Below are 18322 nucleotides of genomic sequence, written 5' to 3' on the forward strand. Positions count from 1 at the left end.
TCAGCAACGGAGTCCATTGGCGTCAAACAAAACCTTGACGCCGGTCAACTTGTCTGATGACAGGCGGCAAGGTAACAAGGTGGCAGGATTGCCTTGCCGCCTTGTTACCTTGCCGCCTTGCCGTACACCCGGCAACGCTGCTTTACCGCGTTATGGGAAACCGGTGACGTAAAGTTGCCGTTCCGTATACGGTGCAGCTGGAAAAGAGGCGGTGCCGACCCTATTCGTTAGGCTGAAGGATATGAAGATCGACATCGTTTCCGTGTTCCCGGAGTATTTCGAGGTGCTGAATCTGAGCCTGTTCGGCAAGGCGCAGGCCAAGGGGCTCGTTGAGGTGCATGCGCACAACCTGCGCGACTGGACGCACGACGTGCATCATTCCGTGGATGACACCCCGGTCGGCGGCGGCGCCGGCATGGTGATGAAGCCCGAGGTCTGGGCCGAATGCCTGGATGACCTGCTTGGGCTAGCACCGGTAGAGGTCGCCCCCATGTTGTCCGAATCGGGGGATTCTTTCAATTGCAACGATGCATATGACGGCAAAACGCAAGAATCCCCCGATTCGGACACAACAGCGGAAGCCCAGGGCAGCACGGTGCTCATCTTCCCGAATCCCTCCGCTCCCCTGTTCACCCAGCGCGACGCCACGGAGCTGAGCCATGCCGGCCGTCTGGTGTTCGGATGCGGCCGGTATGAGGGATACGATGCCCGCATCCCCGCGTACTACCGCAATCTGGGCGTGGACGTGCGCGAATACTCGATCGGCGACTACGTGCTCAACGGCGGCGAGGTGGCCGTGTCCGTGATGCTGGAGGCCATCACCCGCCTGCTGCCTGGGTTCATGGGCAATCCGGACTCCATTGTGGAGGAATCCTACACGGGCGGCAACGCACTGCTTGAGCACCGTCAATACACGAAGCCCGCCACTTGGCGCGGCATGGCCGTGCCGGATATCCTGTTGTCCGGCGACCACGGCAAGGTGGACCGGTTCCGCCGCGACGAGGCCCTCAGCCGCACCGATGAGATCCGTCCGGACCTCATCGAGCGGCTCGACTGCCGTGCATTCGACAAGGCCGACCGGAAGACGCTGATGGCGCTGGGCTGGGAGGTGTCCGGCGACCATCCGCGCCGTCTGGACTGATCAGCGATTACACGGCGGCTTCGATGTAGTGGACCGCGGTCTCACCGTAATCGCGGCGGTCGGTGACCTGCCAGCCTTCGGGCGGGGTCGGGTCATCGCTGCGAGTCGAGCGTTCCAGCACGATCACCGTATGCGGCACCGCCAGACCCGAAACCACCAGGTCCGCCAACAACCGGTTGCAGGCCTCGGTGGTGAACGCATACGGGGGATCGATGAAGATCACGTCGAACGCCTGTGATCTCGCCGCGCCTCCCGCGGCCACGACGGAAGAGACCTCACCGGATGCGACGGCGGCCCCATCCGCGCCATCGTGGATTGTGGTATTGGGGACGACACCTTCCATACCGGTCCCCGTTCCGCCGGGCAGCTTGCCGGAGAACTCCGGATGGGTCGCGGCACCGTCCTGCGGCACGCGCATCGTGCCGATCACATACTGTTCGGCACGCTTGCGCACCAATCGCACGCTCATGCCGCGCTCCCAAGCGCGGTTATGCCTCAGCTCCGCGAACGCGCCGGAGATCAGCGAGGCGGCCGGCGCCGCGGATTCCACCGACACCAGCTCCCTCGCCCCCCGAGACAGCGCCTCGATGCCGAGCGCACCCGTCCCCGCAAACAGGTCGAGCACACGCGCGTCCTCCAGCACGGCCCAGGATTCCAGGCGTGAGAAGATCGCCTCCTTGGTCCGGTCGGTGGTCGGCCGCGTGCCGTTCTTCGCCGCCTTGAGTTCCAGTCCCTTGAATCGTCCCGCAATCACTCGCATATCTTCCATTATCCATATGCGAGCGTCGGTACAGGCCGCGGAATCGTCGTCCGCCTCGATCAGCGCCTCGGACATGGACCGCGCCACGGAACGTTCCATGCGGTCGATGCGCTCGGCCATCAGGGCGATGCGCTTCTCCAACGTACGCAATCGGCTCTCGTACCGCATCAGCAGCAGGCCGCTGACGTCCTGCACCGGTCGTGGGGCACGCGCGTCGACCGGCCAGCGCGCATTCCTCGCGCCGTTCGCGCCGTTGCCGAGGAACCGTGGCGTTACCGCCTCGCCGGGCAGATTGCTCACCATCATGTCACTCGTCTCGTATTCGCCGTTCAAACGGCCGGACCGCTCGTCGGCGCGCCACCGCGCGATGCACCGCTCGATGCGCTTGTAGCCGATCAGAGAGGAGTACAGTCCCGCGTCGTTGAAGATCTTCGTAGGCGATTCGCCCTCGTGGTAGCGCCGCATGCATTCCGTTTTGAACCGCTCGGCGTAGAAGATACGTTCGGAGGTCACCGATTCGACTGCGGGCAATGACATCAGGTATGCCCGTTCCTTCGCTGTGAATTTTCCTTGCTTCATGCGTTTTGCTCCCTGACCGCGGACGGTCTGTTGGTATTGCAGAGCCGTTGCCGCGCGTGCGATGCCGTGACCCTGTGGGTGGTTACGACTGCGCCGTACGGTGCGACTGTCGGTTGTTGGTATGTGGTGTTATGTCGAATCAGACGGCCGTTGCCGCCTCAGACCGTGGCCGGATGCCGGTGGTTCGGTCTGCGCATTCACTTGTTCTGTTTCGAGAGGACCCACCCGTGGGGATGGGGTTGGGGTCCATTACACGCCTCTTGTATGGCCTGGTCGAGCGTTTCAGCCTGCCGCGGAGATTATGCGACATTCGAGCCGTGTCTGTTGCCCGTGTCAACTGTGACAGGAACGACGCCAGTGGTTGTGGGACGCCTCGGGGAGACGCCGATGATACCTAGGCTCAGGTAGCGCTCGTACGTCCATGATCCTTCTCCTCGCGCGTCGATTCACACCCGTGTATTCCGGATACGGGGTAACTCATCAGTGTAGCGGGCGTAGGTGGTCATATACCCCCGTACCAACGCTGGAATGCTTGCGCTGCAATGAAAACGACTAGGGGGAGGGTTGCCGGCCCTCCCCCTAGTCATCATCGCGCATTGTGTCCGTTCACCCCCGCAGGCGACGCACCTCATCCTTCAGATCGGCCACCTGCCGCTCCAACGACCGCAGTCGCGCCTCGTAGCGCACCAACAGCAGGCCGCTGACGTCCGCCGCGTGGCTGGGATGATTGCAACTACCCACGCGATTGCGGAAAGGCTCACACTGATCGCACGCGCGTGATGCGGATTCTGGCCGGAGCAGGCTAGATCCCCACACCCCCTGCGACAGTAATTCCCGGGGCCGTGTCGCGTCACAGGAACATGGCCATGTACAACGGCAGCACGTCCACCTGTTCGCCGGCTTTGCCCACGTTACCCGGCGACAGTTTTATCCCGCGCTTGACCCCATAGTTCTCGATCATCGATCGCATCGACTTGGCCTGCCGGTTCGTGGACGACTTCACCTCCACCGCCGTAGCAACGTCCTGATACCGGATGAAGAAATCCATCTCCAACTTCGAATCCTTCTCGAAGTAGTACAGGCGTCGGCCGTTCTTTGCGAACATGTCACCCACAATGTTCTCGTAGATAGCACCTTTATATATACCCAGATCGCCGTCCAGAATGCTTTTCTGAGACCCATCTTCCAGCATGGCCACCAACAGACCGGTATCGCGCATATACACTTTGAACTTGCGATTATCCGCATTGCCTTCCAACGGCAATTCCGGCCGCTCCAAGCAATAGCAGAAATTCACGATGCCAGCATCGTACAGCCACTGCAGACTGCCGCCATACTTACGGGCACCACTCCCCTTCTCCACCACGGCATAGCTGAACCGCTTGGAATCGCGGACCAGTTGTTTCGGAATAGACAGGAAGCAGGCACGGGCCTTCGCTTTGTCGGAATCCTTGGCGTATTTGGCGATATCATCCTCATAATCGGCAAGAATGTCACGTTGCTCGTCCAGCACCTGCAGGAAATCCCGGTGCTCTACATAGTTCCGCACCACAGCGGGCATGCCGCCGACCACTATATACTGCCGCAGATAATCCATCATCTGCGCGTGCACCGATTCGTCGACCTTGGTACGCGACTCGTAGAATCCCCTGACGTATTCAATCACCGCCGGGTCGATGCCCAGCGCCCACAGGAACTCCTCGAAGTCCAAGGAGTACATGGTCACTCGCTCAATGTAGCCGACGGGGAACGACGACACCTCGCCATACCCGATGCCCAACAACGATCCGGAAGCGATGACGTCATACCGACCATCGATGGACAGGAACTTCAACGCGGTTCTGGCGTTCGGACAGCTCTGAATCTCATCAAGAAACAACAGGGTTTTGCCGGGGACGAAACGGCTGCCGGGAACCGCGAGCATGATGCGCGCCACGATGCGGTCCACGTCATAATCGCCCTCGAAGATATCTCGATACGAACTGTTTTTCTCAAAGTTCAGAGTAATGACATGCTCATAGTATTGTTTGCCGAATTCCTCAACGATATACGTCTTACCTACCTGACGCGCCCCTTGCAGCAGCAGACACTTTCGCTGTTCCCTGGATTTCCAAGCAATCAGCTGATTCATAATCTTGCGCTGCAGCATGAGGCACCTCCTTTTCACCACTTCCAGTATACCGTAATGCAAAAAAGTCCCGGGAGAAAATTGCATCAGTGCAAGAAAGTCCCGGGACTTTTTGGTATACCGTGCAAGAAAGTCCCGGGACTTTCTTGCATTCATTTCCGAATCGCACTCAGCTGCTAGTGAGATATGTCTCGTTGCCGCGGGTGAAATCCAGCACGGCACCGGCCAACTCCACCTCGCCGTCCAACTCCGGGTCCTCAGCCAACAGCGCCTCGGCACGCTCCCGCGCATCCACAATCAGATCCGCATCCTTGACCACACGCAGCAGCTTCAGGCTCGACTTGCCGCCCGACTGCGCATCGCCCAGCACATCGCCCGCACCACGCAATCGCAGATCCTCCTCGGCAATCGTCGAGCCGTCGGTCGTATCGCGGATCACCGCCAGACGCTGCTCCCCCAGGCTCCCCGGCTCCGCCTGCGAAACCAGGAACGACCAGCTCGGCGTGCCGCCGCGCCCCACACGGCCGCGCAGCTGATGTAACTGCGACAGTCCGAACCGATCCGCATCGAAGACCACGATGCAGCTGGCCTGCGGCACGTCCACGCCCACCTCGATCACGGTCGTCGACACCAGAATCGGCGTCTCCCCGCTCGCGAATCCAGCCATCACCTGCTGCTTGGTCGCGTCATCGTCGCGACCGGTCAATGTGGCGAACCGCACGCCCTGGAACTGCGGCAGTTTCGTCAGTCGCTCCGCGATCTGGACCACCGTGTGCAGCGGGCGAGGCGGGGCGACCGTCCCAGCATCGGACCGCGCCGCGTCACCGACTACAGGCCGCATGGGCTCCGCCATCGTCTCGTCCAGCACGTCGCCTTCGCCGGTCTCATCCGCGTCGTCGATGCGGGAGCAGACCACATACGCACGCTCCCCCGCGTCGATGCGTTGACGGATATGCGCGAACATCGACCCCATCAGATGACCGTCCGCCTCCGGAATCACGAAGGTGCGAATCGGCTTGCGGCCGCCGGGCAGCTCGGTCAGCCATGAGATGTCCAGGTCGCCGAACCAGGTCATGGCGGCGGTGCGAGGAATCGGGGTGGCGGTCATGACCAGCAGATGCGGCGCCTTGCCGGACAACGCCTTGCCGCGCAGGCTCTCACGCTGCTCCACACCGAAGCGATGCTGCTCGTCGATCACGGCGAGCGCCAGATTCGGAGCCTGGAAGGTCTTGGAGAACGCGGCGTGCGTGGCCACCACGATGCACGGTTCGCCGCTGGCTGCAGTGGCGAGCGCCCGGCGGCGGGCGGCAAGCTTCATGCCGCCGGTCAGGAGGATCACCGGCGGGGCGGATAGCGGATGGCCGTCGGAATCCATAGCGGCCTGTTCCGCCATCCGATCGACCATTGCGGCGATCGTCCGGTGATGCTGTTCGGCAAGCACCTGGGTAGGAGCCACGAGCACGGCCTGGCGCCCGGACCCGACCGCCTGCAGCATGGCGGCGAGCGCCACCACCGTTTTGCCGGAGCCGACCTCGCCTTGCAGGAGACGCTGCATCGGATGGTCGCGGGACATGTCGGCGGCGATCGAGTCGATGACCTCACGCTGGCCGCCGGTCAAATCGAACGGGAGGGAGTCGATCATGGCGTCCCGCAGTGCGGTGTCGGGGCAGGGCTCGGCGGAGGCATGGCCGGCATGGGCGCGGGCCTGCAGCAGCGCGGTCTGGCAGACGAATGCCTCCTCGTAGCGCAGGGTGGCGATGGCGCGGTGGAACTCCTTGGTGGAGACCGGGTCGTGGATGTTCAGGAACGCTTCGGCACGATGCATGAGGTCCTTGTCCGCGCGGATGCGTTCGGGCAGGATGTCGGGGATGGCGCGGGCCAATCCGGACAGCAAGCGGGCGCGCGAGTCCTCTTCCTCCTTTTCCTCCGACGCGGCGGAATCCCCCGATTCGGCCAGGAGCCGCAGCATGTCGAGGATCGAGTCATGGATGTGGTCGCTGGAGATGCGGGAGCTGGCGTGGTAGACCGGTCGGGGTCGGCAGACACGGGCCAGGCCCTCCTCGGGCGATTCCACGTCGGGTCTCGGGGAAGTCGGTGCGCCCAAACTCGCGTTACGCACATCAAGGGGTTGATTTTCCTCACGTACAAATCTGTACCTCGAAGTAGGATGCACCCCCACCGTCAGCACCTCGGGATGAGTGAATTGCAATTGGTCGTTGAACACACCCGGCGCGCCCGCAACAACCACGCACGTCCCTTGGCGCAGACGCCCGCTCATCCAGTCGAGGTATTGCTTCTTATGGGAGAAGAACACCAGACGTGCCATCGCGCCGGGCTGGCGGCGCGAGGCGGCGAACGCCGAATCGTCGACCACAACCTCCAGTCGGCCGTTGCCGCGCGCCCCCGAAGACGACACACGCACGGCGCGCACCTCGGCGGCGAACGCCATCGGCTCGCCGATCCTGGCCTCGCGGATCGAACGCAGCGGAACCGGGTCAGTGACACGGAACGGATAGTAGGTCAGCGCATCGCCCACGGTCAGCACGCCGAGCGACTTGAGCGCCCCCACACGTCGCTTATTCGTCATCACCGACGAGACCGGGGTGCCCACTGTAACGCTCATAGCCACCTATTCTCCCCGTTCGCGCCGACAGCTACGACGAAGCCCCGGAGCGCTCTGGGCGACTCCGGGGCTTCTGAAGCGTTAGCGCGTGATTCACGCGGCGACGCGAGCGACCTTACCGGCCTTCAGGCACTTGGCGCACACGCGGACGCGGACGTTCTCGCCGTCGACCGTGGTGCGAACCGGCTGCAGGTTCGGACGGAAGGTGCGCTTATTGCGGATATGCGAATGCGACACGGTGTAACCGGTCTGCGGTCCCTTGCCGCACACTGCGCAACGAGCTGCCATAATGGACTCCCTTATTACTTGCTTGCAAGTCTTTGCTCTGGCACGTCTGCCAGAACACAACTTCACAAATATATCCCCTATATCCGACAAACCGCAAACGCAGCGTGTATCATACCCTCGCGCACCGCAGCCGTCTCACGTTTCGGGCCTCCCATCGCGGCGGCATCCCACCAACCCCAAGCACCTCGATTCGCTCGCGGTCGGCGCCGAATCCCGACGAAAATCCGTAAAACATGCGTTACGACGCCGTCCTGCCCGTTTTCCCCGGCCGCTCAGCCGTTCGCGAATCAACCCGGAGGATGAGTGCGATCCCGCCCCGACACGCTAATATCAGGGAAAGGGACCGTTTTCAGGCAATATTCATGCAACTGCGATACAACTTTGTCATTGCAGGGCAAAGGGGCACCCGGGGTAAGGAGGCAACGATGTTCGACATTCGCACGGCATGGCGGCGGCTGACCGCGAAAATCTCCGGCAGCACCGATCAGGAAATCATCGATACCACCGAAGCGGAGGACAGCTCCGGCACCGCGGCACCTACACCCGTAACGCCGCCGGCAACACTCGCGGCGACCGACGTAGGCGACGCACCGGCCCCCGCACCATCCGCACCGGCGCCGTCCGAGGAAACTGTCGCAGATGATTCCTCGGCCACCCGACCCACACGCGTCATCTCGCTCGGCGAGGTGTGGGTGGACATCATGATGGACGTCGACTCGCTTCCCAAATCAGGTGGATTCGCGGCTTCACGCAGCACCATCCCCACCATCGACGGCTCATACCGCGCGCTGCTCGCCTCGCGGCTGATGGGAACGCCGACCGCCCACGCGGGCATCATCGGCGCGGGCCCGTGGGCCTCAATGATTCGTCACGCCTTCTACGAGCATGACATTGCGCATATCGGCCCCGACCGTCTGGACGCCGACACCGGTTTCCGACTGGTGCTCAACGATACCAACGGCGGCAAAACGTTCATCGCCACCTATGGCGCCGAGGCGCAGGGCGGTGCGGACACGTTCGACGGCATCGACCTGCAGCCGGGCGACGTGGTGTCCATCAGCAGCAACTCACTAATGGATGCGACGGCAGCAGGCGTTGACGCGTTCATCCGCCAAGCCGGCAGCGACCCGGATGCCCGCCCGTACCAGATCGTGCTCAGCCCGACCAGTTCGCTGGAACGGGTCAACGACAGGCTGCTTGAGGATCTGGTGCTGGCGCGCCCGATCTGGACCTGCAACCGCCAGGCCGCGGTCAAGCTGGCCGACCGGCTGGGTGCGCCGCTCGACGAAGTGCCGGTAACTGTGGGAGGCACGTTCGACAATGAGATGAAGGCGTTGTGCGACAATCTGGGCACCACGTTGCGCGCCCCGCTGATCATTCGCGCGGGTGCCCGCGGCGCCTGGGTGCGCCTGCCCGGCGGCGAGGTGACGCATGTGGACGGGTTCCCGACCAAGGCCGTGCACAAGCGGTCGGCCGGCACCGTGCACACCGGCGCACTGTGCGCGATGCTTGCGGTCGGCAAGTCGCTGGTGGAGGCGACTCGGGTCGCCAATGCGGCGGCGTCGCTGTCGATCGAGCACAGCGAGAACGGCATCCCGGTTCCGCCTGCGCGTGACGAAGTGCTGGCTCTTGTCGAACATGGCGCCACCTCGGAACATTGATCGGAGCCGGCCTGGCTGGCGCATACGGTTCCACGGACGGGCCGTCAGCGGTCGCGGTCGTGGAATGACCGGAATATCTGGATGATGCAGGTGGCCACGCCGCACAGGATGCCACCGATCGGCCAGGCCAGCCAGAACAGGCCGTTGCCGGACAACCACCGTTCATGGCCGCCACCGTCGATCGGCCCGCCGGTGAACAGCATCCAGAGTCCGACAACCGTGGCGATCAGCATGATGATGCCGCACACCAGTCCGGTCAGCTTGTCGTAGAAATCGCCGCCCTGCGCCTCGCGTTCACGTTCCCTGCGCTCGGATTCGGCCTCGTGGTTATAGGAGTCGATGTTCATCATGCCGTAGCGGATGCCGAAGTAGATGAAACAGAACACACCCGCGGCCACGCACAAGAGCATCACGCTTACCGGCCAGCCCTCCTCGATGCCCAAGGTCTCCTCGCCGTAGACGGTGACGGCCACGCCGAGAAGAATCAGCCCGATGCCGCCCACCACGCCGACGGCCAATTCCTTGGCGCGGCGGGACCTGTCATCATCGGTGTAGAAGTCCTCAATGAACGGGTGCCTGCGCACGAACTCCGAATGCGTCATGCCCGCCGGAATCAGGAATGCCAGACCGATGATCACCCCGATGATGGTGCAGACGAAAGTGAGGAACTCGCTTCTGGCCAACAGGCCGGAAACCGTGCCCTCGCTGTCGAACAGCACACCCACGGCCACACCGGCAATGATGGCGGCAATCCCCGCCGCAACCTTCCAGGCGAACGAGTTCATATGGGCGTCGTAACCGGTCAGGTCCTCCGGCAGCGCCACCGATACGGCCTGCCGCCCTGCGGAGACGTTCGGCGAAAGGCCGTATGCCACGGACTGTTTCGCGGCCGTATCGCTCGACGTCGCTTCCGATGCCAAGCCTCCATTGCAGATCTCACGCTCTGCTTCGGGAAGACCCGCCGCGCCCGTGCCATCGGCCGGTTCCGGCGTTGCATCAGGCACGGATCGAGGAGCGCGAACATCGCCGAGCACCAAATCGTCAAGCGTGCACCCGAACAGGTCGCAGATCATCAGCAACTTGTCCATCTCCGGGTACGCCTTGCCGGATTCCCACTTGGAGATGGCTTGGCGCGAGACGCCAAGCAGCATGGCAAGCCGCTCCTGTGTGAAGTTGCGCTGCGCCCGCAGATACTGCAGATTATCCCGAAAGCTCATCGTGGGTACCTCCTATTGAATCAAGCCGTCTGTTGTCTCCATCCTGCCCGAGGACCTCGGTTGCGTGCCACCAGCTTTCGGTTGCACCGGCAAAACGCAACCAAAGTCCTCGCAACCTGAGGTTGCATCCGCAGAATTTCAAGGATTCCGCGAACAACGGCACCGGCGTGGCCGGTCAGCTCCGATCGGCCACGCCGTCACGGAGGCTCGCAGCCATGGAGTCGTACACGTCGCTATTGCGCATGTGGCGGCTCATCAGCCACACCGCATCATGCGCGGCCATCGGCACGCCGGCATCCGTCAGCCCGACCGCGACAGCGGCCATCGCATCCAACGCGGTTTCGGTCGGCGAAACCGGAATGTTGGCGGCGTACAGCACCTGTTCCGCCTCGGCCAGTGCCATCGGCGGCCGCGTGTCGTCGATCTGCTGCCGCAGCTCCGCCAACTCGCCGCGTGCGGTCTCCGCCAATGCGGTGTTCGGCTCGCGCAGCACCATCGTATAGCAGGCCACCGCCTCGTTCGTCCGACCGATGCGCCACAGCGCGTACGCCAGCCGATAGTACATGTACAGGAAGTCCCCCGGCAGCAACGCCACCCGAAGCCCCTGGGTCAACGTCTCCGCGGCCTGTGCGTATTGCTCCTGTTCGGCATGGCACACCGCCACCTCGATATACGCCCTGGCGGTGGTCGGCGCAAGCGACAGGCATTGCAACGCCTCGGCCAATCCACGGTCTGCGTCACCCTCCTGCCGCGCGAACCTCGAAAGCCACAGGTGCGCCCCGTACGCCGCATCAGGCGCCTTCCAATACCGGGTATCCGCCGACCGTAACGGTTCCGCGTCCGGCAGGACCGACCCTGCGCCCATCCCCGAGTCCAGCGACACGATGAGCCGGGCCATCGGATACGCGCAGTACAACGGCAGCCGCCCCTGTTCGTCCAAACCGATCTCGCCGATTCGGCTCAGCACCGCCTCCAGCTGCACCGAGGCGATCAGCGGCGATTCCTCGTTCTCCTCCAGGATCGCCCGCACCTCGTCGTCGCCGACGACCGCGTCATCGTGCATGACATCCAGCTCCGCCACCGTGTCGGCGCGGAGCAACCCGCGCAGCGGTTCGGGCAACGGCCGCCAATCGCGCCACACCTCCTGGCGTTTCGCGACCAATGAGGCGTGCACCGGCAGCGGCGTAATCTCGCACAACCCGCGGTCGCCTGCAAACCGCACCGCATGACGGACGGGCTTCAACACATTCAACACGGCCAGCGGATCATCGTCGAAGATCGGATTATCAAGCCTGCCGTCCTTGAGCGGCGGCAACGCCTCCATCAGGAACGGCGTGCGGTCAAACCCCAATGACAGCAGCGAACGGCCCGCAAGCCCGTCCTCATGCGCGGTCACGTCCACCGCCATCACTCGCACGCTGGAGGCGAACGCGACCTGCGTCATCAGACCGGCCAATCGTATGGCATAGGTCGCGGCGCAGGCCGGACGTCCGGCACGGGCGTCGTACCAGCCTCGCTCCCCCATGCGGGAAGCGGGGAAGGCGTCTGCCGAGGGCACGGTGAACCGCACCGCCATCACCCCGGCGTCAAGATCCGTGTCGAACCGGTATTCCAGGCGGAACGGCAGCTTCAACCGTTCGCAGGTGTCAACGAATCGTGTGGATACGTCCCAGATGCCGCCGCGAGCGCCCTCCGCGCCCCGAATGGTGCGGTACGGGTTGTCGGCGCGCTCGCGCTGCGCCACCGCCCCCGCATTGCGCGAAATCTCGCGCAGCGCCCCTTGGGCGGCCTGCGCGCAGAACCGCTCGTCGAACGCGTGGAGCATGCCGGTGCCGCCATCGGCCGCGCCCGCCGCCCACTCCACGAACCACAGGCGGTTCAGCGCCGCCTCAACAGCGAGCAACGTTGCCCGCTGCTCCGGGGACACGTCGTCGTCGAACCGCAGCCAGAACAGCGATGTAGAGCCCAGGCGGACCAACGTCACGTTGTGTTCCGCGGCGATGGCACGCACGTCGGCCGCCCCCGCCTCCACCAGTTGGCGGGCGGCGAAACGCTCGAACCCGCTCGCCTGCCCCTGTTGGGTGGTGCCACGCCAGATCAACGCGTCGAGCGCATCGGGCAGCGGACCGTCCAGCAGGTTGAGGATAACCTCCCCGATGCGCCCACCGCCCGAGCCGGCCGCAACGCCCTGCGTCTGCGGGATATGGACGAAGGTGAGCCAGCTGACCGCCAGGAAGTACCGCAGTTCCCAGTTGCGGGTGAGGAAGAATCGCCCCGGATCACGCGTTGGGTTGACGAAACCGTATCGCTTGTCCCATGTCGTCTGGTATTCGCCCACGATCACCGGTTGACCGCCGCCGTTCGGGTCCGGGACGCGGATGGCACCCTGCCCCTTCCGGTCCTGCCATTGGGCGAGTTCCAGCGACGGGCGCAGGCCGGCAAGACCGGTCAGCGGTCGATCGCACGAATAGACCTTGCCGTCAGCGGCCAGCCACGCGAGCAACCGTGCGCGGCGGCCGGGCAGCAGCTCGGCCACATAGCCGAAGCCGTGCTCGGGATCGCGGCAGGCGTCCCACACCACGCCATAGGTCACGCCTTCGGACTGGCCGGGGATGGCGGCCAGCTTGCTCGTCTTGGAGAATAACGGCAGTTTGATGACGGCGGGATCCTGGTCCATTACGACCTCCTTGTCCTCGTATGCTGTTCCATCCTAGCCGGTTCCGGCCCACTTGGCGGGCGTCCGCCCAACCCGTCCGGTTCCGGCCCGCCCGGCCGGCGACGGCGCGGAAATTCATCCGACGTTCATGTTTGAGCATGCATGGCGGCGACACACCATTTAGGATGAACAGTGACAAAGGAGCGTTATGGAACAACACACTCAGAACACCGGTAACCTGGCCGGCGCCCTCAAAGGGCAGGATGCCCCCGAAGCGCTTTCGACCGGGGAGTTTCCGGTGCAGCCGGCGGGCAGACTCACGCCGCGCGAGAAGCAGTGGATTGTGTACGACGTCGGCAATTCCGCGTTCGTGCTGCTGTCCACCGCGGTGGTGCCGATCTACGCGAACTCGCTGCTGGAGGCCGCGGGACAGGACAACATCGTGTCCACGTGGGGGTACGCGCAGACCGTGGCCTCGCTGGTGATCGCGCTGCTGATGCCGATCCTGGGGTCGATCGCCGACGTGCAGGGCATGAAGATCAAGTTCTTCCTCGGTTTCTTCCTGACCGGCGTGGTGATGTGCCTGGGCATGTCGCTGCCGCTGGGGTGGCTGGCGTTCCTGATCGTGTACGTGCTGGCCACCATCGGACTGAACGGGTCGCTGACGTTCTACGATTCGATGCTGATCGACACCACGTCGAACGAACGGATGGACAAGGTGTCCTCGCACGGCTACGCATGGGGCTACGTGGGATCCACGATCCCGTTCATCGTATGCATCGCGGTGATTTTCGGCGGACCGGCGCTGCTGGGCCTGGACACGGCCGCCTGCACCCGCATCTCGTTCCTCATCACCGCCCTATGGTGGGTGGCGTTCACCGTGCCGCTGCTGCGCAGCTACCGGCAGGTCCACTACCGCACGACCGCCGATCATACGGCCGAGGCGGTTCGCGGCACGTTCCGGGAGCTGGCCGGCACGTTCCGCAGGATCGCGCGCGACAGGTCGCTGCTGCTGTTCATGATCGCCTTCTTCTTCTACATCGACGCGGTGAACACCGTCATCTCGATGTCCACCTCGTACGGCACGCAGTTGGGCATCGACTCCACGCAGCTGGTCATCGCGCTGCTGGTCACGCAGTTCGTGGCGTTCCCATGCGCGATCCTGTACGGACGTCTGGCCGGACGGTTCGGCGCCAAGCGGATGATCGTGATCGCGGTGATCGCCTATCTGGGTATTGTGATGTTCGCCGCATTCTTCCTGAAAACAGCCGTGGAGTTCTGGATCCTGGCGATTCTGGTGGGCATGTTCCAGGGCGGCATCCAGGCGCTCTCGCGCTCGTACTACGGCAAGATCATTCCGAAGGACCACGCCAACGAGTACTACGGCTTCTACGACATCTTCGGCAAGACCGCCTCGGTGCTGGGCACGTTCCTGGTGGCCACGACCACGGCCGTGACGGGCAACGCGTCGGCCGGCGTGCTGTCGATCGCGGTGCTGCTGGTGGCGGCGCTCGTGCTGCTGCTTGTGCAGAAGGATCCGACGGCGAGATAACGAACAGTGGTGCGCACTACTGCAGGTTTGATGATCTCACTAGGCTTTTTCCGCGAAGTTGAATGATTTAGCCTGCGGCAGTGCGCACCAGCCCTGAGCATAATCCCCCACCGCTATGGCGTTTCTCCGATTTCCGCGCCATGATTGTTCCAAACCAACCAGCAGGAGATCGTCATGACCGAAGATTCCAAGACCACGCTCGCCCACGCCTACCGCATCGAACACGATTCGCTGGGCGAACTGCCCGTACCGGCCGACGCCTACTGGGGCATCAACACGCAACGCGCCATCGGCAACTTCCCGGTGTCCGGCATCACCGACTCCCAGCACCCGAGCCTGATCCGCGCCTATGCCACCGTCAAGCGCGCCTGCGCCGAAGCCAACGACGAGCTCGGTCTGCTCGACCACGACCGTGCGCGATTCATCAAAGCCGCCTGCCTGGAGGTGGAATCAGGCAAACTCGCCGACCAATTCCCAGTCGATGTCCTGCAGGGTGGCGCCGGCACCTCAACCAACATGAACGTCAACGAAGTCATCGCCAACCGCGCGCTCGAACTGGCCGGCCGGCCGCGCGGCGACTACGCGTTCATCCACCCCAATGACCACGTCAACCACTCACAGTCCACGAATGATACGTATCCGGCGGCCTGCAAACTGGCAATCATCGATGCGCTCGGCCCGCTAACCGAACAATGCCGCAAACTGGCCCGGGCCTTCCACGACCTGGCCGACAAGCACATCCACGACGTCACCATCGGCCGCACCCAGTTGCAGGATGCGGTGCCGATGACCTTCGGCCAGGAGTTCCACACCTTCGCCACGTTCCTCAAGATGGACGTGGCCGCGCTCGAGGCCCTGGTCCCGCAGCTCGCCGTGCTCAACCTGGGGGCCACAGCCATCGGCACCGGCATCTGCGCCGACCTGCGGTTCCGCGAGGCCGCGATCGACCATCTGGCCCGCATCACCGGCCTGCCGGTGACCGCCGCGCCCGATCCGCTGGCCGCCGTAACCGACATGAGCGCGTACATCGCCGCGTCGGCCGCGCTGAAGAACCTGGCGATCCACCTGAAGAAGGCCGCCGACGACCTGCGTCTGCTCAACTCGGGCCCGCGCTCCGGCTTCGGCGATCTGCGCGTGCCGCCGCGGCAGGCCGGTTCGAGCATCATGCCTGCCAAGGTGAACCCGGTGATTCCCGAATGCGTGGACCAGTGCTGCTTCGTGATCTTCGGCATGGACGTGACCGTGAACTGGGCGGCGGCCGAGGGCCAGCTGCAGCTCAACGCGTTCGACCCGGTGATGACGCACGAGATCCTGACCGGCATGGAGCTGATGGACAACGCGATGCGCATCTTCCGCGAGAACTGCGTGGAGGGTATCGAGGTGAACCTGGAGACCGGACGCCGGTACGCGGAGGGCTCGCCGTCCATCTCGGCGGCGCTGAACGACGCGATCGGCTACGAGCGCGCGTCCGCGATCGCCAAGGAGGCCGTGGCGACGGGCCGCACGGTGCGCGAGGTGGCCGGCGAGCGCACCGACCTGCCGGCGGACCAGCTCGATACGCTGCTTGATCCGATCACGCTCTCCCGGCGCCTGGGCCAGACCTGCCGCGAGCGTCGGGATTCCGGACTCTGACACATTCACTCCCATCTCCTGTCCCTCGTCCTTGGGATTCCGCCATTCAGGAGGATGGTTCAGAGTCACAATGCGTCAGAGTCCGTGAAGGTCCGGCGAAGGACTTACGGACGTCCCGGCTAAGATGGTGGGCAGGAAGGAGGCCGCCATGGCAAGCCAGACCTCAAGAGCCACTGGCAACATCATCGACTACGCGCGCACGCGCACGGGGTCGTTCGACGAGCGCCCGTTCAACGATGTAGATGCGCTAGTGCTGGCCTCGCTCGCCTATCAGACGATGCCGGACGTGGTGCCCACGCTGGCCGATTGGGAGCGCCGTTACGGCACGACCACCGCCCGATGGCGAACCCTGATGTCCGACCCGAAGACCGCATTGCGCCACCCGCTGAACTCGCTGCGTGCGCTGCGCCAGCCCGATTTCCCCGCCGCCACGCTGGCCGACGCAGCCGCCGACCTGCACCCGCAGGATTTCGACTACAACGCCGGCTACACCGGATTGGCCGACCCGAAGCTCACCGAGGCCCTGTTCGCCGCAATGGCCCGCAACCCCCGTTTCTCGTCGATTCACGTGGGCGCGGTCGACGAGCGGTTCAGCCGCGAACACCAGACCCAGTTCGCGGCGATGACGTTGCTGCTGCCCGACGGCACGCTGGTGGTGTCGTTCCGCGGCACGGACACCTCGTTCGTCGGCTGGAAGGAGGACTTCAACATGGCCTTCCAGTATCCGGTGCCCGCCCAGCAGCTTGCGGCCGACTACGTGACGCGCGTGGCGCGGCTCTGGCAGGGCGATCTGGTGCTGCTCGGCCATTCCAAGGGCGGGAACCTGGCCGTGTATGCGGCGCTGCAGGCCGGTGACGACGTGCTGCCGCGCATCCGCCGCGTCTATTCGTTGGACGGCCCCGGATTCCCGGCCGACGTGGTGGCGGGCGACCGGTACCGCGCCGTGGCTGACAGAATCGTCAAGATCATTCCGGATTCGTCGATCGTGGGCATGATCCTGGATTCACCGGAGCATTGCGTGGTGGTCAAGTCGAATGAGTACGGCCCGATGCAGCATCTGGCGTTCTCCTGGCAGGTGGATCGCGACCGGTTCGTGACCGTGCCGGAGGTTTCGGCCACGTCCCGCGAGTTCAAACGCTCGTTGGACCGGATGCTGGCCGGCATGACGCCCGACCAGTGCGAGCGCGTGGTGGACGCGATGTTCAAGGTGCTCGCCGCCAGCGACGAGCACGGTCTGATCGGCCTGATGGAGGCGGGCCCGAAGACGATCCCGGCGATGCTGGGCGCGTTCGCGGGGCTGACTGACGAGGAGCGCCAGCACATCCTGGAGGCAGCCGGCATCCTGCTCAAGGCCTCCTTCCCGCTCCCCTGGCAGTCCGCACGCCCCTCCTCCTGACGGGGGTGCAGGCCCGCCCGCGGAAACCTACGCCTCCGGCTTCTCGAACGGCGCGTTGATCACACGGTCGCGCCAGTAATACACGTCGTCGTGCTCGCCGATCTCACGCGCCACATGGCACGGGTTCCCGTACGCCACGACGTTCGCCGGAATATCCTTGGTGACAACCGACCCCGCGCCGATCACGCTGTTCTCGCCGATGGTGACGCCGGGCAGAATCGTCACGTTCGCGCCGATCCACACGCCTCCGCCGATGGTGACCGGCAGCGAGTACTGGGTGACGGTCGGCGCCTTGCGCAGGTCGGGACGGATCGGGTGTCCGGTGGTCACAATCGTCACGTTCGGGCCGATCATCACGTCGTCGCCGATGGTCACAACCCCGTCATCGACCAGCGTCAGGTTGAAGTTCGCGTAGAACCGCGCGCCGATGAACGTGTTGCATCCCCAGTTCGCATGCAGCGGCGGTTCGACATACGAGCCCTCGCCGAGGGAACCGAGCAGCCGCTGCAGGAGGGTGGCGCGGCGACCGGCCTCGCCCGGGCGGGTGGCGTTGAAGTCGTAAAGCAGTTCCAGTTGGGCGCGTTGGGCGTCGAGCATCTCCTCGTCGTCGCACAGATAGACATCCCCGGAACGCATGATGTCCAGCACTCGTTGCGGTACCGCCATGGCAACCTCCTTGTCAGCGGGGT

12 protein-coding genes and 2 pseudogenes are annotated in these 18322 nt (G+C 64.2%); 5 read left to right on the top strand and 9 right to left on the bottom strand.

Features of this window, described 5'->3' with window-relative positions:
- The first annotated feature begins 241 nt into the window (after positions 1-241).
- On the top strand, positions 242-1141 hold the full coding sequence (trmD, locus tag BIGA_RS06760) for a tRNA (guanosine(37)-N1)-methyltransferase TrmD (protein WP_033505406.1): 900 nt from the start codon (positions 242-244) through the stop codon (positions 1139-1141).
- A gap of 7 nt (positions 1142-1148) precedes the next feature.
- Here the strand turns inward: trmD and BIGA_RS09925 are convergent.
- The 6 genes and pseudogenes from BIGA_RS09925 to rpmB all read right to left on the bottom strand — a co-directional run.
- Positions 1149-1376 (bottom strand): annotated as a pseudogene (locus BIGA_RS09925) (RsmD family RNA methyltransferase); the annotation flags it as partial.
- A 138-nt stretch (positions 1377-1514) separates the two neighbouring features.
- Positions 1515-1901 (bottom strand): annotated as a pseudogene (locus BIGA_RS09930) (RsmD family RNA methyltransferase); the annotation flags it as partial.
- Positions 1902-3086: 1185 nt separating this feature from the next.
- The gene (locus BIGA_RS10030) at positions 3087-3221 is read right to left on the bottom strand and encodes a hypothetical protein (RefSeq protein WP_272944576.1); all 135 of its coding nucleotides are present in this window, start codon (positions 3219-3221) and stop codon (positions 3087-3089) included.
- Positions 3222-3330: 109 nt separating this feature from the next.
- Positions 3331-4629 (bottom strand): ATP-binding protein, encoded by a 1299-nt coding sequence (locus tag BIGA_RS06775; RefSeq protein WP_033505410.1) that lies wholly within the window; start codon positions 4627-4629, stop codon positions 3331-3333.
- 148 nt (positions 4630-4777) lie between these two features.
- Positions 4778-7231, bottom strand: a complete 2454-nt coding sequence (locus BIGA_RS06780) for an ATP-dependent DNA helicase RecG (RefSeq protein ID WP_033505412.1) — start codon at positions 7229-7231, stop codon at positions 4778-4780.
- A gap of 93 nt (positions 7232-7324) precedes the next feature.
- On the bottom strand, positions 7325-7519 hold the full coding sequence (gene rpmB / locus BIGA_RS06785; protein ID WP_033505414.1) for a 50S ribosomal protein L28: 195 nt from the start codon (positions 7517-7519) through the stop codon (positions 7325-7327).
- Positions 7520-7944: 425 nt separating this feature from the next.
- Between rpmB and BIGA_RS06790 the strand changes: the two genes are divergently transcribed.
- Positions 7945-9180, top strand: coding sequence for a PfkB family carbohydrate kinase (locus BIGA_RS06790; RefSeq protein WP_237744073.1), 1236 nt, complete (start codon positions 7945-7947; stop codon positions 9178-9180).
- Positions 9181-9224: 44 nt separating this feature from the next.
- Here BIGA_RS06790 and BIGA_RS06795 read toward each other — a convergent pair whose 3' ends face one another.
- Positions 9225-10397 carry a helix-turn-helix transcriptional regulator gene (locus BIGA_RS06795; RefSeq protein WP_033505418.1) on the bottom strand — a complete coding sequence of 391 codons (1173 nt, stop codon included), beginning with the start codon at positions 10395-10397 and terminating at the stop codon, positions 9225-9227.
- 175 nt (positions 10398-10572) lie between these two features.
- Positions 10573-13074, bottom strand: coding sequence for a tetratricopeptide repeat protein (locus BIGA_RS06800; RefSeq protein WP_051917149.1), 2502 nt, complete (start codon positions 13072-13074; stop codon positions 10573-10575).
- 187 nt (positions 13075-13261) lie between these two features.
- Here BIGA_RS06800 and BIGA_RS06805 point away from each other — a divergent pair, with 187 nt between their 5' ends.
- The 3 genes from BIGA_RS06805 to BIGA_RS06815 all read left to right on the top strand — a co-directional run bounded on the left by BIGA_RS06805 (position 13262) and on the right by BIGA_RS06815 (position 17633).
- Positions 13262-14605 (top strand): MFS transporter, encoded by a 1344-nt coding sequence (locus BIGA_RS06805; protein ID WP_033505420.1) that lies wholly within the window; start codon positions 13262-13264, stop codon positions 14603-14605.
- A gap of 174 nt (positions 14606-14779) precedes the next feature.
- Positions 14780-16237 carry an aspartate ammonia-lyase gene (locus BIGA_RS06810; RefSeq protein ID WP_033505422.1) on the top strand — a complete coding sequence of 486 codons (1458 nt, stop codon included), beginning with the start codon at positions 14780-14782 and terminating at the stop codon, positions 16235-16237.
- A 148-nt stretch (positions 16238-16385) separates the two neighbouring features.
- On the top strand, positions 16386-17633 hold the full coding sequence (locus tag BIGA_RS06815) for a DUF2974 domain-containing protein (RefSeq protein WP_033505424.1): 1248 nt from the start codon (positions 16386-16388) through the stop codon (positions 17631-17633).
- A 27-nt stretch (positions 17634-17660) separates the two neighbouring features.
- Here BIGA_RS06815 and BIGA_RS06820 read toward each other — a convergent pair whose 3' ends face one another.
- Positions 17661-18299 carry a sugar O-acetyltransferase gene (locus tag BIGA_RS06820; protein WP_033505426.1) on the bottom strand — a complete coding sequence of 213 codons (639 nt, stop codon included), beginning with the start codon at positions 18297-18299 and terminating at the stop codon, positions 17661-17663.
- Positions 18300-18322 lie beyond the last annotated feature (23 nt).

Source organism: Bifidobacterium pullorum subsp. gallinarum, assembly GCF_000741215.1.
GTDB lineage: Bacteria > Actinomycetota > Actinomycetes > Actinomycetales > Bifidobacteriaceae > Bifidobacterium > Bifidobacterium pullorum_B.